Raw genomic sequence first — 15,290 nt, 5'->3', positions numbered from 1 at the left:
AATGAATATTCTAGTAATAGGTTCAGGGGCTGTAGGAATTGGTCTTGCAGCATCAATGTTGTCACAGGGAGTGAATGTTTCAATTTTTGCAAGAGGCAAAACAGCTTGTGAAATTCAAACAAATGGGATAAGAAGAACAGGGCTTTTTACAAATTACTCATTTTCAAAAGATGAAGTGAATGTATATGAAGATTACTCTAAAATTCCTAAGAATACAATTGATTATGTATTCATTGCAACAAAAACAACTGCTAACGATGATATTTCACAAAAATTAAGTGAAAACAGAGATATTCTAAAAGAAAATTCCAAAATTATAATTTTCCAGAATGGATTTGGAAATGATGAACCGTATTTAAGATTTTTTGATAAGAAATATGTATTCTCAGCAAGAGTCATCACTGGTTTTACAAGACCTAAAAAGTATATTAGTGAAGTAACTGTATACACTGAACCTATACTTATTGGATCACTTCAAAAAGAGGATCCAAAAGAACTGCAGATAATAGCAGATATGATAACTGCATCAGGAATTAAATGTGAACTTACAGATGAAATTGATAAATATCTTTGGGCTAAAATGCTTTACAATTGCACATTAAATCCATTGGGTGCAGTTCTTGATGTCAATTATGGTAAACTAACTGAAAATGAATACACTCTTGAAATAATGAATAATTTGATTGATGAGATTTTCAATGTAATAAAAGCATCAAGTTATTCTACTCTTTGGAATAATTCCGATGAATATAAGGATATTTTCTACTCTAAACTTGTTCCCGATACTTATAATCATTATTCATCAACACATCAGGATATTCAAAGGAAAATAAAAACAGAAATTGATTCACTGACTGGTAAAGTTATCCAACTAGGTGAGAAAAACAATATTGATGTTAGTACAAATAAAATTATCTATAACTTAATAAAAGCTATTGAAAGCGAATTTTGAACCTTAACCTTTATATAGGTTGAAAATAAAAATATTATTGTTCATATTGTTATATACTATTTTTTTATAATATGAACAATGGTGATGGTTGAAATGAGCATTCGTTTGCATTCCTTTAGTGGTGTTTAGGAAGAGAATGTTCATTTGTTTTAAAAAAACTTATTTTAATGATTATTATATTACGGTGATAAAATGAGCGAACTTAAAGAATTAGTTAAAAAATTTATTGAACTTGACGATGACTTAAACGAAAAAATCGAAGCAGTATTAGATGAAAATGAAGAAATTCCTGAATCCTTCGAAGAAGAAAACAAAGAACAAATCGAAGAATTAGGTGAAATCTATCATGACATCGAACACAGTGTATTTGATGAAGAATTTATCATAGTATCCAACGCTAACAGTGAAGAAAAAGAAATCGTTGCATTAATTATCAGTGATGAAGAAGATGAAGCAGAAGAATTTGTTATTCCTGTATTCACTGATGAGGAAGAAGCAAACAAAGCTATTGAAGTATTTAAAGAACAATTTGAAGAAAATGAATTTGTATGTGATAAAAAAATCGGTAATGAAATTGTTGCTGATTATGCTGAAGATGAAGAATTCATTGGACTTGCTATTAACGCACCACAATGGGACTTTGTAATCGGCGGCGAAGATGTTCACGAATGTTGTGAATAGATATGAATCTTAAAGATTATGAAGATTATCAAAAAAATAATGTTAAAGCTTCAAAAAGCCAACTAAAAGAGTATATTCAAATATATGCTGACATGGCAAAAAAGCTCAAGAGCGAAGATGCTCTTGAACTTGAAGCTATTAAAAAAAATATCAAAAAAGCATTTCCTGAGGAAATCTATTTTACATTAGTGGATGAAGCTGAAAAGCCAGTTAAGCTAACCTTAACTGAAAAAAGTAAAGAGTATATTATTCCTATTTTTACAGATATTAGAGAATATGCTGTTGGAAGCGCAAAAATATCCAAATTGTTCTTGGATAAATTGGAAATGAAAGTTTTCACTCCAAAAGACATATCTGAAATAGCTGATGAAGATGAATATTTCCAAGGTTTTGTAATAAATCCTCATTCACAAAACTTCAATATGGATAGAAATGCAAGTTTTTAGGTGTTCAATTTGAATTTTATTTGCCCTGCAATTGGGGAGGATCATGAAAAAGATTTTCTTGTTACAGGAAGTCTTGAAGATTTTAAAATAATTGTATTCTCCAACATTGATGAATATGAAAAAGGTTTTAAACATTTGGAACTTGTAGATTATAAACCTTGTGAAGTCTCAATGGACTTATTTAGGGAACTTGCAAAAAATGATGATGAATTTTCAGGAATCATTTTAGACATTCATTCTCAAAATAAAATTATCTCAAAAGAGGAATTGCTTGAATAATTTTTATCAATGTATGAAGTTATTAAAACTTCATTACATTCTATTTTGTTTAAAAAAATTTTAATTTTACTAAAATTTGATTAAAAAAATATTGCTTTTTATATTGTATTTAAAAATATTTTAATTATTGTTCCTTTTTATGAATAATCATGTTTAAATTCACTATTTTTTATAAAATTTTTAATTATTTTCAAAATTAAATGTTAAATCTTTTATATTATTAAAACTAAAATAAATATGTACATTTTAAGTTAATTATGGTTGACATTAACATAATGTATTAAATTAACTTTTTTAGTTTATTTTAATAAATGTATAGGAAAATGGTGTAATAATGAATATTAATGATAATATGAAATTAGGAATAATTGCAGCTGTATCTATTATAGCTCTTTTCATTTTATCCTTATGGATCTCTCAAACACCTGCAAATGATGATAATTCAATTCGTTTTGGTATATTAACACTTTTACCACCTTTAGTTGCTATTGGTTTAGCATTCATCACTAAAGAAACAATTTTATCATTGTTTATGGGTGTATTCGTAGGAGAATTTATGTTATGTGTAAATGATTTAAACATTGTTTCCACTGCAATCAACGCATTTTTACAAATGGGTTCTCAAATTATCTCCTGTATGGCTGATCCTTGGAACGCTGGTATTGTCCTTCAATGTTTACTTATTGGAGGTATCATCCAATTGGTAACAAAAATGGGTGGGGCAAAAGCTCTTGCAGAATCATTTGCTAAAAGAGCAGATACTCCAAGAAAAGCTCAATTATTCACTTGGTTTTTAGGATTATGTGTATTCTTTGATGACTACGCAAACTCCTTAATTGTTGGTCCTATTATGAGACCAGTTATGGACAAACTCAAAGTATCTAGGGAAAAATTAGCATTTGTAGTTGATGCAACTGCTGCTCCTGTAGCAGGTATTGCTATTATTTCAACTTGGATTGGTTTAGAAATCAGTTTAATCGCTGCTGGATTTGAATCAGTTGGTGTAACTAACGTTACTGGTTTTGGTATCTTTTTACAAACTATTCCATACAGATTCTATAACATTTTCATTTTACTCTTTATTGTTGTTTCAGCAATAACATTATATGAATTCGGTCCAATGAAAAAAGCAGAACAAAAAGCACGTGCTAGAAAAGAAGATGAAGAAATCATTGTTCCTAGTGCTCCTGGTTTTGATGAAGTTAAACCAGTTGAAGGAATTAAATTATCCGTATGGAATGCAATCATTCCTATCGGTACATTAATTGTAGGTGCTCTTATTGCATTCTACTGGAGTGGATACACAACCATTTTAGGTGGAGAAGATCAAGCTCTCATTACTTTAATGAATACTGCTCCTTTATCATTTGATGGTATTTTCCAAGCATTATCTCAATCTGATGCATCTGTTGCCCTCTTCCAAGCAGCACTTCTCGCATCTATTGTAGCTATTGTAATGGCTGTTGGTGAAAAAATACTCACTATTGAAGATGCAATCTCCGAATGGATTGGAGGTATGAAAACCATTGTTATCACTGGTGTAATCTTACTTCTTGCATGGTCTTTAGGTGGAGTAATCGGTGATGTTGGAACTGCTGCTTACTTAGTAGGTGTTCTTAAAAACACATTACCACAATTCATCGTACCTACATTAATCTTTATCTTAGGAGCTTTAATTTCCTTTGCAACAGGTACAGCATATGGTACCATGAGTATATTAATGCCTTTAGCAATTCCATTAGCTTGGGCAGTAAGTTCTGGTGACATGTCATTTACTATCGTATGTACCAGTGGGGTATTAACTGGTGCAATCTTTGGGGACCACTGTTCTCCAATTTCAGATACAACTATTTTATCCTCTATGGGAACCAGTTGTAACCACATTGATCATGTTCAAACACAAATCTATTATGCAGTATTCGTTGCATGTGTAGCAATCTTCATTGGTTACATCCCAGCTGGTTTAGGAATCCCTTGGTTCATTTCAGTTCCTATAGGTGTAGTTGTAATGTACATCGGACTTAAAGTATTAGGTGAAAAAGTAGACTTTGATGAAGTTGAGGCATAGCCTCTTAACTTCATATCTTTTTTTATTTTTAGTTAAAAACTATTTTATATTAATTTTCATATATTATAAGATATGAAAGAAAATAATCATTTGCCCGTTTTTGGTATTGGGCCGTTTTTAATTGCTCCAATTCTCATAATTTCTATGATTGGTGTCATATTAACTTTTTATAATGCAATGCCCATATATTCTGTTGATGCTTTAAATTTTCTTTTGATGATTTTAGGTGTATTGGTTGTAATTAATGGAATTCTATTTTGGTTTTTAGCTGTTAAATCAGGAATATATGGGAAAATTAGAGAAAATAAACTTGAAACAACTGGAGTCTATGCATTGGTTAGACATCCTATTTATGCACCATCACTTTACATTTCAACTGGTGCAATACTATTCTCTTAAAATGTGTACTTATTTGTTTTGCCTGTAATTTACTGGATTGTTTTGACAGTAGTTATTAAAAACACAGAGGAGAAATGGTTGATTGAATTGTATGGTGAAGATTATAAGATTTATTCTCAGAATGTAAATAGGTTCATTCCAAGAATGTTCAGGTAGTCAATATCCTTTGCAGATATGTCTGTAAGTGCAGAATCTGCATAAATATTGTCTTTTTGCAGGGAAATTTTCATTATTAATTTCTCTTCTAACTTTATACATTGTTTCAACTGCTTCTTTTATTTCATCGTCATTTAAGTATTTGCGCTTGTTTTCTTCATCGCAAATTTCGAGCAGTCTTAATTTATCATTTTTTGTAAAGTATACTCCAACTTGTGAAACTGTTTTTCCATATACATTTTCAACAAGCAATTTGTAATAGCATAGTTCACGGCGATATTTTGAAAAAGAACTGGATTTTGAAGTTTTATAATCAATAACAATTAGTTCTCCATTTTCATCTTCTAGAATTATGTCGCAGATTCCAGAAAAACGATGGTCTTCATCAATTAAGTATTCTTCCTGTGAAAATAGCTTATATTTGTTTTCAACAAATATTCTTTTAAAAAAAGATCCTAAATTATCAAGATGTTCAGTCAAGTCATATCCAATATCTTCATCATGGGCGATTTTTAGGAGTTCATTGTCGATATTTATATCATCTAGGTCATCACCAAATTTTTCAGCGAATTTTTCAGCTACTAAATGAACATCGCTTCCAAGAGCCATGTACTTGTTTTGAGGAACTTCAATTTCATCAATATATTGAAATTTAAATTCAAGGGGGCATTTTAGATATGTGTTGACTTTTGACTTTGATAATTTCATATGTATCATTTTATTGAAACTTTTTTAAATAAATTATTATTGTTTTAAATACTTTAAAGATTATAATTATACAATAGCTATTTAATTAGCTATTTTTTTGTAAAAATTTATGATAATTAATTATTTTGGAGGATTATATAATGAAAATTGTAGCACTTCAAGGAAGTCCACGTAAAGGCGGAAATTGTGATGTATTAATGGATGAAATGATTAAAGGTATTGAAGAAAACGGTGGAGAAGTTGTCAAATACTATTTAGAAGATCAAGAAATCGCTCCATGTAAAGCATGTATGTACTGTGCTGAAAATCCTGAATGTGTACGTGCAGATGATGGACACAAAATTTTGGATGAAATGATTGAAGCTGATGGTGTAATATTTGCAACTCCTATCTACTACGGACAAATGTCTGCTCAAGGTAAATTAATCATTGACCGTTTCTACAGCATTGGTCAAAACCCAGATAAAAGCTTATCTGGTAAAGCAGCATTAATCTTTACTGAAAACCAACCTGAACACACATATGACACATACATTGAACTTACCAAAGCATCTCCATTCGGATTCATGGGATATGAAGTAATTGGTCATGTTGACGCAGGTAGTGCTGGTCCTGCAGGTATCGTTGCTGAAGAACAAGAAAACAAATTGAAAGAAGCTTACGAACTTGGTTTAAAATTCTAAACCAACTTTTTTTATTTTTTTAGATAACTTTTAATAACTATTTTTATAGATAATCATTTATGGGATTATTTTCATTTTTTAAGAGAGATAAGAAAGAGATAGTTGAAGAATGTCATATTGACATTAACGAGGATAGCTGTGATGGCTGTGAAAAATGTGGCATTGCATGTCCAAACAATGTTTTTGTGATGGTGGATGATGTCGCTACTGTGCGTGACTCTCAAGTCTGCAAAAGCTGCAAAGTCTGTATGGCAATTTGTCCTAATGACTGTATAACAGTTAACTAGTTTTGATGAGAAAATTCATATTTAATATATTAAAAATAGGATTAATTATTCTTATAGTTATTATAAAAATAGTTAGTTTAATTATTTATTTTTTTAAAATAATAAAAAGTAATAAAAAAAGCAGTGATTTTAAAGTTAGTAATCTACTACAAGTTAATTAAAATTTGACTTCACTAGCTTTTAGAACTTGAATATCATTACTTTCAACAAATTCGCCAGATTCATCATGGAAGTTTAAGAAATGTGGTGAAGCCATGTGTTTTTTAAGAGCTTCTGGACTTTCCCATTTTTCAACAAAAGTTAATGAATCATCTTCATTTGATTTTAATAATTGATAATCGATGTTTCCTTCTTCCTGTAAAGTTTCAAAAATTAACTCTTCGGAAAGTTCTAATATACTGTCTTGGCAACCTTCTTTAGGTTGGATTTTTGCTAAAACAACTATGAAATCCATAGATAAACACCAATTAGAAATTTAATTCTTATTATACTTAAATTATTTTAATTGATTTTTCATAAAATACATTAATAAAAAAAGAAATATATTAAATTAGTAAAATATTGGAGAAAAAAGATGATATATTCAACAGAAATTGAAAATATGTGTCTTGTTCGCAAAGGTGCAAATCACGACCCTGCTCCAATCCCTGAAGAGGGTAGATGGGTTAAAGCAAAAGAAATAAGTGATATTTCTGGTTTTACACACGGTATTGGTTGGTGTGCACCGCAACAAGGTTGTTGTAAATTAACTTTGAATGTTAAAGATGGAATCATTGAAGAAGCATTAGTTGAAACTTTAGGATGTTCTGGTATGACTCACTCAGCAGCTATGGCTGGTGAAATATTAGTTGGAAAAACAATCCTTGAAGCATTAAACACTGATCTTGTTTGTGATGCTATCAACACCGCAATGCGTGAATTATTCTTACAAATTGTTTACGGAAGAACTCAATCTGCATTTTCAGAAGGAGGTCTTCAAATTGGTGCTGGACTTGAAGACTTAGGAAAAGGCCACAGAAGCCAAGTCGGAACAATTTATTCTACAAAAGAAAAAGGTCCAAGATACTTGGAATTAACTGAAGGTTACATCACTGAAATAGGCCTTGATGAAGATAATGAAATCATCGGTTACAAATACATCAATCTTGGAGTTATGTTGGATTCCATTAAAGATGGTGTTGATCCATTAGAAGCAATAGAAAAAGCTACTGGGCAATACGGAAGATTTGATGATGCAGTTAAAAAAATAGATCCGAGGAGTGAATAATTATGAGTTTATTTGAAAGTTATGAAAGAAGAATCGACCAAATCACTCCAGTTTTAGAAAAATATGGAATCAAAGACTTTGAAGAAGCAAAACAAATCTGTCTTGACAAAGATTTTGACCCATATGAAATCGTAAAAGGTGTTCAACCAATCTGTTTTGAAAATGCATGCTGGGCATATACTCTTGGTGCTGCAATTGCTATAAAACAAGGATGTGTAAAAGCATCTGAAGCTGCAAAAGCAATTGGTGAAGGTTTACAAGCATTTTGTATTCCTGGAAGTGTAGCAGATGACAGACAAGTAGGTTTAGGTCATGGTAACTTAGCATCAATGCTTTTAAGCGATGAAAGTGAATGTTTCGCATTCCTTGCAGGTCACGAAAGTTTCGCTGCAGCTGAAGGGGCAATAGGTATTGCAAATTCTGCAAATGAAGTACGTGAAAAACCTTTAAGAGTAATCTTAAATGGTCTTGGAAAAGATGCTGCATTAATCATTTCAAGAATCAACGGATTCACTCATGTTGAAACTGAATTTGACTATTTTACAGGTGAAGTGAAAGTAGTTAAAGAAAAAGCATACTCTGACGGTGAAAGAGCAAAAGTTAGATGTTATGGTGCTGATGATGTGCGTGAAGGTGTAGCTATTATGCATTTGGAAGGAGTTGATGTATCCATCACTGGTAACTCAACCAACCCAACACGTTTCCAACACCCCGTAGCTGGAACATATAAAAAAGAATGCATCTTGCAAGGTAAAAAATACTTCTCTGTTGCATCTGGTGGAGGAACAGGAAGAACTTTACACCCAGATAACATGGCAGCAGGTCCTGCTTCCTATGGTATGACCGATACTTTAGGACGTATGCACTCTGATGCTCAATTTGCTGGTTCATCATCAGTTCCTGCTCACGTAGAAATGATGGGATTAATCGGTATGGGTAACAATCCAATGGTTGGTGCATCTGTTGCAGTTGCAGTAGCTGTTGAAAAAGCAATGAAACAATAAGGGAATATTTCCCTTTTAACTATTTTTTGGAGGTACTATTATGAGTACTAAATGGGGATTAACCATAAGAGGAATCTGTGAATTCAATGATAAAATTCTACTTTTAAAAATCAGATCTCATTCATCACATGATGCTGAAAAATGGGAGATTCCTGGTGGTAAAGTTAAAAAATCAGAATTCTTTGATGATGCTCTAAAAAGAGAATATGCAGAAGAAACTGGTCTTGAAATTGATATTAAAGAACTTCATGCAGTAGTTAGAAAAGATTACACTACATGTAAGACAAAAGAAGAAATTAAATCAATTCAATTAGTTATGAATGTTACCTGCGATAGTGATGTAGTGAAAATAAGCAGGGAACATGATGATTATGGTTGGTTTTCTTTAGAGGAAATAGATAAAATGATTGCTGATGAATTATTAACTCAACCAGCAATTGAAGCATTTAAAAATTAAATGCTTTTTTTATAACTTTTTTTTAAATTAAACCTAATAATTTTGCAGCATTGTCATATAGGATTTGGGATCTTTCCTTTTCGGTTAAATCAAGTTTGTTGAAATATTCCATTTCACTAACTGATTCCCACATAGGATAATCTGTTCCCCATAAAACTTTATCTGCACCATATGCGTGAATTAATTCTACAGCTTTTTCAGGACTTAATCCATATAAGCTTGAACTTAAGTCAACATATAAGTTAGGTGCTCCAGCTAATTTTTCGGTAGCTTCTTCCCATACACTCCAACCTGCAAAATGAGCGCCTATTACAGTTAAATCTGGGAATTTTTCTAAAAATGGTTTAATTTGATCAGGATTTGAATAATTGTATCTAAAATCACCACAATGGACCATTAAAGGTACATTTCCTTCGTTTACAATTTCTCCAATTTTAAATGCTTTCTCTCCATCCATTGAAAATAATTGGAAATCGGGATGTAATTTGACTCCTTTAAGACCAAGTTCAATTAAATAATCGAAATCAGCTTGTATATCTTCACTGTCTGGGTGTAATGTTCCAAATCCTGTGAATAATTCTGGATTGGTATTTACGGATTCTGCAATAAATTCATTAATTGATTTTACTTGCTTTGGAGTTGTTGCAACAGAATGAACTAGATAATGGGTAACACCAACTTTATTACCATCTTCTATTAAACCGCTGACCTTTCCGTTTAATGACATATCTAAATCATAAAAGTCTTTAATTCCAACAACAGCTCTTGAAGCTATTTTTTCTGGATAAATGTGACAATGTGAATTTATAATCTTTTGCATAAAATTAACCTTCTATTTAATATAATAAATATAATGATTTGTTCAATAAACTTAATATAATTTTGCACCAGTGTATAAATTTTCTTCTGTGTAGATTCTAATTAATCTGTCAACTAAATCGTCATACATTAATCTATGGCCTACAGCACCTCCTTGTGTAGTTTGAACATTATTTAATGATTTGTCAGAAAATTCGCCCGAATTGTTTATGATATACCACATTCCATGAGGTGTGTATATGAACAGTTCACCTTCACCATTTTCTGAACCATTTTTAAAGCTATCTTTAGGGTCGTACATTTTTGTTGAATGAACAGCCAATCTGCTTAAGTCTTGTTCTGGTCTTGTTCCACCTTTTTCAAAAAGCATTTTTAACCATTCATATGATTGGTCAATCAAATTTGCCTTTTTGATTGGATCTGCGAATGCCTCTTTTATTTTGTTTTGTCTTTTTTCAAGGGTATTTGTTATTCCAAGAATTTTTTCTACTTTGCTCACATCTTTTTCAAGGCATCTGTATCCTTCTGGTCTTCCGGTTACTTGAACATTTCCTTCTACGAAATCCATTCTTCTGAAATCTCTGAAGTATTGTTTTATTTTTTCAAATTCTTCATCGGGGATTCTTTTGTTTAGTCCGTATAAGTATCCGTATTCATTAGCGTCATAACATTTTGTTTCTAGTTTTAAGTCATCGGTATTCATGTTATCATCATGTAATTAATGTTTTTAATATATGTCTTGTAATTTTTAACAAAATATCTTATATTCTTTCTACCTTTTATAGTAAATCTATGATGATTTTAGACAGATTAGTAAATCTTTTCATTTTTATCTTTCTGACCAATTCATCTAATTCAATTTAAAATCATATAAGTATTATTAGATTCATATATGTGGTATAAATTTCTTTAAATTTATTTAACATGTTTATTTTAATCATATAAATTGTATGATTTTGATTAATTTTAATCAGAGTGTTTAATTTTTCATTGTTAAAATAAAAATATTTTAATTAATTTTAAGTTTCGTAAATTATTTTTATAATAAAAATCAATATATTCTTATGGTAAAGGTAAGTATTTTTGGATCAACTGGAACAATAGGTAAAAACGTTGCATTTACCTTAGCAAGGGAAGATACAGTTGATGAAATTGTTATGGTTGCAAGACCTCAAAGTCTTGACAAGGCAAAAGGTGAAACTTATGACATGTATGATGCATTATCTTCAAGAAATATTGATTGTAAATTAACTCCTACATGTGATTTTAATGATATTAAAGGTTCTGATGTTGTGCTTATAACAGCAGGAATTCATCGTAGTCCTGGAATGAGTCGTCTTGATTTAGCTGTTCCTAATGCAAAAATTGTAGATTATTACTCAAGACAAATTGCAGAATATGCGCCAGATTCAATTATTTTGGTTGCAACAAATCCAGTGGACGTTATGACAACAGTTGCTCTTAAAGCTTCAGGATTTAATAAAATGAAAGTGATTGGTGTTGGAAACCACTTGGATTCACTTAGATTAAAAAACTATTTTTCAAGAATGGTCAATATCAATGGATCTGAAGTTCATACGAGGGTTGTTGGTGAGCATGGTGAGAATATGGTTCCTCTTTTAAGTTCAACTACTATTGGTGGTATTCCATTGAAATATTTTGTTGAATATGTTGATATGGATGTAATATCATTACTTCAGCAACTTAGAAATGCAGGAAAAACAATTATTTCCAAAAAAGGAGCAACTGAATACGGTCCTGCTTTTGCAATTTCAAACATTATTTCAACAATAATAACCGATACTCATAAGGTGTTAACAGTAAGTTGTTATTTGGATGGAGAAGTTGAAGGTGTTGAAGGTGTTTCTCTAGGTGTTCCAGCGGTTACTTCTAAAAATGGAATTGCTGTGATTGTTCCAATTCATATGAGTGACTATGAGAAAAAAAGTTTCATAAAAGCTGCAGAAACTATTCGTGAAACTACAAAGCATGTTAATGAAACTTTAAATATTTAATCTTTTTTTCTTTTTTGTAAACTATACTTAACATTTTTTTATTATAAACTATATATTTATTTTATTATATTTTTATTGAAGGAATTTTTATGAAAAAGTATATTATGAAATGGACAGAATCAAGTCTTATTTTAAAAATTGTTATTGGTGCAATTATTGGTGCAATTCTGGGAGTTTTTGTTCCTGATTGGACAGTAATTGCTTTTCCTGGTGAATTATTTGTAAATGCTCTTAAGGCTATTGCTCCTATTTTAGTATTTGTTTTGGTTATATCTGCTATTGCCAATGCAAAAAGTGGTATAGGGCCTAGATTTAAAACTGTTATTGGACTTTATTTGTTTAGTACATTTTTAGCTGCTCTTGTTGCGGTTACTGTTAGCTATTTGTTCCCTGTTACTATGCATCTTACAGCTGCTAGTACTGAAGCAGCACCTGGAGGTCTTGGTGAAGTGATGTATACTTTGATTTCAAGTATATTTGTAAATCCGATTGATTTGCTTGCTCAAGGTCAGTATTTAGGAATATTGTTTTGGTCAGTTGTATTAGGATTAGCTCTTAAAAGTGTTGCAAGTTCAAATACAAAAGATATTTTATCAGATTTCAGTAAGGCAATTACTAAAATTGTACAGGGAATTATTCAATGCGCTCCTTTTGGGGTTATGGGATTAGTATTTAAATCTGTTAGTGAAAGTGGTTTGGGTATTTTCACTCAATATGGACAATTATTATTGCTTCTTGTAACCTGTATTGCGTTGGTTGCATTTGTAACTGATCCATTGATTTCTGGAATTATTTTAAAACGTAATCCTTATCCATTGGTTTTAACATGTTTAAAAGAAAGTGGTATTACAGCATTTTTCTCAAGAAGTTCTGCAGCCAATATTCCAATTAATATGAATTTATGTGAACGTTTGGGACTTGATGAGGATTTCTTTTCAGTTACTATTCCTTTAGGTGCAACAATTAACATGGAAGGTGCAGCTGTAACAATTTCAGTCATGACTCTTGCTGTTTGTCATACTATGGGGATAAATGTGCCTTTCCCAATTGCAATTGCTTTATGTGTTCTCTCAACATTGGGTGCATATGGTGCATCAGGAGTTGCTGGAGGTTCATTATTGCTCATTCCAATGGCATGTTCATTGTTTGGAATTAGTGCGGATGTTTCAATGCAGGCTGTTGCAGTTGGATTTATCATTGGTGTTGTACAGGATTCATGTGAAACTGCTTTAAATTCAGCAGGTGATGCATTGTTCTCCGCAACTGCTGAGTATCATGATCGTATGAAAAGAGGAGTTCCAGTTAATTTCTTAGGAGAATTTGCAAAAAAAGGTGATTAAATGAGGTTAGTTGTTCAAAGAGTTACAAATGCAAGTGTTGAAGTTGATGAAAAAATTATTGGTGAAATTGATGAAGGATTGATGGTTTTAGTCGGTTTTGGAGAAAATGATACTGAAAAAGAAGCAGATTATCTTTCAAAAAAACTTTTGAAATTAAGGATATTTCAGGATGAAAATGGTCGCATGAACAAATCAGTTAAAGATATTGGTGGTAAATTATTATTAGTTCCTCAATTTACATTATATGCTTCAACTAAAAAGAACAGACCTTCTTTTCATAAGGCATTATCACCAGATATTGCAACTGGTTTGTTTGATTATTTCACAGAAAAATGTGCGGAAGAGATTATTGTGGAAACAGGCGAATTCGGAGCATATATGAAAGTTGACTTATTAAATAATGGTCCAGTAACAATTCTTCTTGAAAAAGAAGCAGATGAATAATAACAATTTAAATACATACATATAAAAATTATAAAAAAAATATTATTATTCAAGTATTTACTCATCAGATATTAAAATTAAGGTGATATGATGGCAGAATTTTCATTGAATGTTGATGAAATCAAAGAAGATGTTGAAACAACTTTAAAAGAAGAAGAAAAAAAATTAGAAGATTCTAATCTTAAAAATCAGGCACAAGGCAATGCAGTAGCAATTTTTGATACTGATTTAAACAATCCAAATGCAAGAGAAGAAATATTAAAACCATTGGATAACTTTGGTTTAAATGAAATGTCTAGGTCTGCAGCACATAATGAAATGTTGGCTACCAGATTTGTTGACTTGACAAAAGGTGGAAAGGAATCTGATAATATTGGTGAAAACTTGCTTGAGTTAAACAGACAAATAAAAGACTTGGATCCGGGTAAACTTGATTTCACCAAAAAAGGAGTTCTTGGAAATTTAATGAATCCTATCAGAAAATACTTTGCTAAATATGAAAAAGCAGAAAATGCAATAGCAGATATTGTTCAATCACTTGATAAAAGTAGTAAAGTCCTTCAAAATGATAATACCACTCTTTTAAATGAAGAAAATTATTTAAGGGAAGTAACCAATAAACTTCTTGCAGATATTGAACTCGCAAAACAGATGGATTCATCCATTGAAGCACAAATCCAGTCTGCCGAAATTGACGGAATTGATGAGGAAAAAATCAAATTTGTCCGTGAAGAAATATTATTCCCTCTCAGACAAAGAATTATGGACATGCAGCAAATGATTGTTGTAAATCAACAAGGTATTGTATCCCTTAATGTAATTAGAAGGAACAATAAGGAATTGATTCGTGGTGTTAAACGTGCACAAAATGTAACTGTTTCAGCATTAAGGACTGGTGTAATGGTTGCAAGTGCTTTATACGATCAAAAAATTGTAATGGATAAAATCAACATTATCAACTCCACAACTGAACACATCATTGAATCCACTTCACACATGCTTAAGGAACAAGGAGGGGAAATTCAAAAGCACAGTGCAGAGACTATGATTTCTCCTGAAGTTTTAAAAGCATCATTTTCAGAAGCAATTCAAGCTATTGAAGATGTAAGTACATATAAGGAACAAGCACTTCCTAAAATGAAAGAAACAATCATGATGTTTAGTGACCTCGCTGATGAAGGTCAAAAAGTCGTTGATAAAATAGAAACAACAAATGAAAACATATTGAAATAGTGGGTTTTAAAACCTGCTACATCTAATTTTTAAATATTACTTCTTTTTTAAA

The 15,290-nt window shown here is 31.1% G+C and carries 20 protein-coding genes; 16 read left to right on the top strand and 4 right to left on the bottom strand.

The window, feature by feature from the left end; genetic code table 11:
- The first annotated feature begins 1 nt into the window (after position 1).
- From MR875_08370 to MR875_08340, 7 genes are all read left to right on the top strand, one after another.
- Positions 2–952 carry a ketopantoate reductase family protein gene (locus MR875_08370; GenBank protein MCI6994849.1) on the top strand — a complete coding sequence of 317 codons (951 nt, stop codon included), beginning with the start codon at positions 2–4 and terminating at the stop codon, positions 950–952.
- A 192-nt stretch (positions 953–1,144) separates the two neighbouring features.
- A complete protein-coding gene (locus MR875_08365) occupies positions 1,145–1,633 on the top strand; it encodes a hypothetical protein (GenBank protein MCI6994848.1) in 489 nt (162 codons plus the stop codon).
- A gap of 2 nt (positions 1,634–1,635) precedes the next feature.
- Positions 1,636–2,079, top strand: coding sequence for a hypothetical protein (locus MR875_08360; protein ID MCI6994847.1), 444 nt, complete (start codon positions 1,636–1,638; stop codon positions 2,077–2,079).
- On the top strand, positions 2,080–2,358 hold the full coding sequence (locus MR875_08355) for a hypothetical protein (GenBank protein MCI6994846.1): 279 nt from the start codon (positions 2,080–2,082) through the stop codon (positions 2,356–2,358).
- A 334-nt stretch (positions 2,359–2,692) separates the two neighbouring features.
- Positions 2,693–4,426, top strand: a complete 1,734-nt coding sequence (locus MR875_08350) for a Na+/H+ antiporter NhaC family protein (GenBank protein ID MCI6994845.1) — start codon at positions 2,693–2,695, stop codon at positions 4,424–4,426.
- Between the two features lie 72 nt (positions 4,427–4,498).
- Entirely contained in the window at positions 4,499–4,825 is a 327-nt protein-coding gene (locus tag MR875_08345) for a hypothetical protein (protein ID MCI6994844.1), read from the top strand.
- A gap of 3 nt (positions 4,826–4,828) precedes the next feature.
- Positions 4,829–4,981, top strand: a complete 153-nt coding sequence (locus MR875_08340; GenBank protein MCI6994843.1) for a hypothetical protein — start codon at positions 4,829–4,831, stop codon at positions 4,979–4,981.
- On the opposite strand, the gene MR875_08335 is transcribed toward MR875_08340, so the two are convergent.
- Positions 4,982–5,689 carry a PD-(D/E)XK nuclease family protein gene (locus MR875_08335; GenBank protein ID MCI6994842.1) on the bottom strand — a complete coding sequence of 236 codons (708 nt, stop codon included), beginning with the start codon at positions 5,687–5,689 and terminating at the stop codon, positions 4,982–4,984. It abuts the gene before it with no gap.
- A 140-nt stretch (positions 5,690–5,829) separates the two neighbouring features.
- Between MR875_08335 and MR875_08330 the strand changes: the two genes are divergently transcribed.
- Both MR875_08330 and MR875_08325 read left to right on the top strand, forming a co-directional pair.
- Positions 5,830–6,372, top strand: a complete 543-nt coding sequence (locus MR875_08330; protein MCI6994841.1) for a flavodoxin family protein — start codon at positions 5,830–5,832, stop codon at positions 6,370–6,372.
- 59 nt (positions 6,373–6,431) lie between these two features.
- Positions 6,432–6,659, top strand: coding sequence for a 4Fe-4S binding protein (locus MR875_08325; GenBank protein ID MCI6994840.1), 228 nt, complete (start codon positions 6,432–6,434; stop codon positions 6,657–6,659).
- 157 nt (positions 6,660–6,816) lie between these two features.
- Here MR875_08325 and MR875_08320 read toward each other — a convergent pair whose 3' ends face one another.
- A complete protein-coding gene (locus MR875_08320) occupies positions 6,817–7,113 on the bottom strand; it encodes an antibiotic biosynthesis monooxygenase (protein ID MCI6994839.1) in 297 nt (98 codons plus the stop codon).
- Positions 7,114–7,233: 120 nt separating this feature from the next.
- Between MR875_08320 and MR875_08315 the strand changes: the two genes are divergently transcribed.
- The 3 genes from MR875_08315 to MR875_08305 are packed head-to-tail and all read left to right on the top strand — an operon-like array spanning position 7,234 to position 9,387.
- Positions 7,234–7,926: a hypothetical protein gene (locus tag MR875_08315; protein MCI6994838.1), complete on the top strand. Its 693-nt coding sequence runs from the start codon at positions 7,234–7,236 to the stop codon at positions 7,924–7,926.
- A 2-nt stretch (positions 7,927–7,928) separates the two neighbouring features.
- On the top strand, positions 7,929–8,930 hold the full coding sequence (locus tag MR875_08310; GenBank protein ID MCI6994837.1) for a GGGtGRT protein: 1,002 nt from the start codon (positions 7,929–7,931) through the stop codon (positions 8,928–8,930).
- 40 nt (positions 8,931–8,970) lie between these two features.
- Positions 8,971–9,387 carry an NUDIX domain-containing protein gene (locus MR875_08305; GenBank protein MCI6994836.1) on the top strand — a complete coding sequence of 139 codons (417 nt, stop codon included), beginning with the start codon at positions 8,971–8,973 and terminating at the stop codon, positions 9,385–9,387.
- A gap of 22 nt (positions 9,388–9,409) precedes the next feature.
- Here MR875_08305 and MR875_08300 read toward each other — a convergent pair whose 3' ends face one another.
- Both MR875_08300 and MR875_08295 read right to left on the bottom strand, forming a co-directional pair.
- The gene (locus MR875_08300; protein ID MCI6994835.1) at positions 9,410–10,207 is read right to left on the bottom strand and encodes an amidohydrolase family protein; all 798 of its coding nucleotides are present in this window, start codon (positions 10,205–10,207) and stop codon (positions 9,410–9,412) included.
- A gap of 51 nt (positions 10,208–10,258) precedes the next feature.
- Complete coding sequence (locus tag MR875_08295; protein MCI6994834.1) at positions 10,259–10,909, bottom strand: hypothetical protein; 651 nt, start codon at positions 10,907–10,909, stop codon at positions 10,259–10,261.
- Positions 10,910–11,270: 361 nt separating this feature from the next.
- Here MR875_08295 and MR875_08290 point away from each other — a divergent pair, with 361 nt between their 5' ends.
- From MR875_08290 to MR875_08275, 4 genes are all read left to right on the top strand, one after another.
- Positions 11,271–12,221: a malate dehydrogenase gene (locus tag MR875_08290; GenBank protein MCI6994833.1), complete on the top strand. Its 951-nt coding sequence runs from the start codon at positions 11,271–11,273 to the stop codon at positions 12,219–12,221.
- A 104-nt stretch (positions 12,222–12,325) separates the two neighbouring features.
- Positions 12,326–13,561, top strand: a complete 1,236-nt coding sequence (sstT, locus tag MR875_08285) for a serine/threonine transporter SstT (protein MCI6994832.1) — start codon at positions 12,326–12,328, stop codon at positions 13,559–13,561.
- Positions 13,562–14,005 (top strand): D-aminoacyl-tRNA deacylase, encoded by a 444-nt coding sequence (gene dtd, locus MR875_08280; protein MCI6994831.1) that lies wholly within the window; start codon positions 13,562–13,564, stop codon positions 14,003–14,005.
- Positions 14,006–14,095: 90 nt separating this feature from the next.
- Complete coding sequence (locus MR875_08275; protein MCI6994830.1) at positions 14,096–15,238, top strand: toxic anion resistance protein; 1,143 nt, start codon at positions 14,096–14,098, stop codon at positions 15,236–15,238.
- Positions 15,239–15,290 lie beyond the last annotated feature (52 nt).

Origin of the sequence: Methanobrevibacter sp. (assembly GCA_022775905.1) — an archaeon.
Classification (GTDB): Archaea; Methanobacteriota; Methanobacteria; order Methanobacteriales; family Methanobacteriaceae; genus Methanocatella.
The sequence above is the reverse complement of the archived record's forward strand: the minus strand, read 5'-3'. Positions and strand labels throughout refer to the sequence as shown.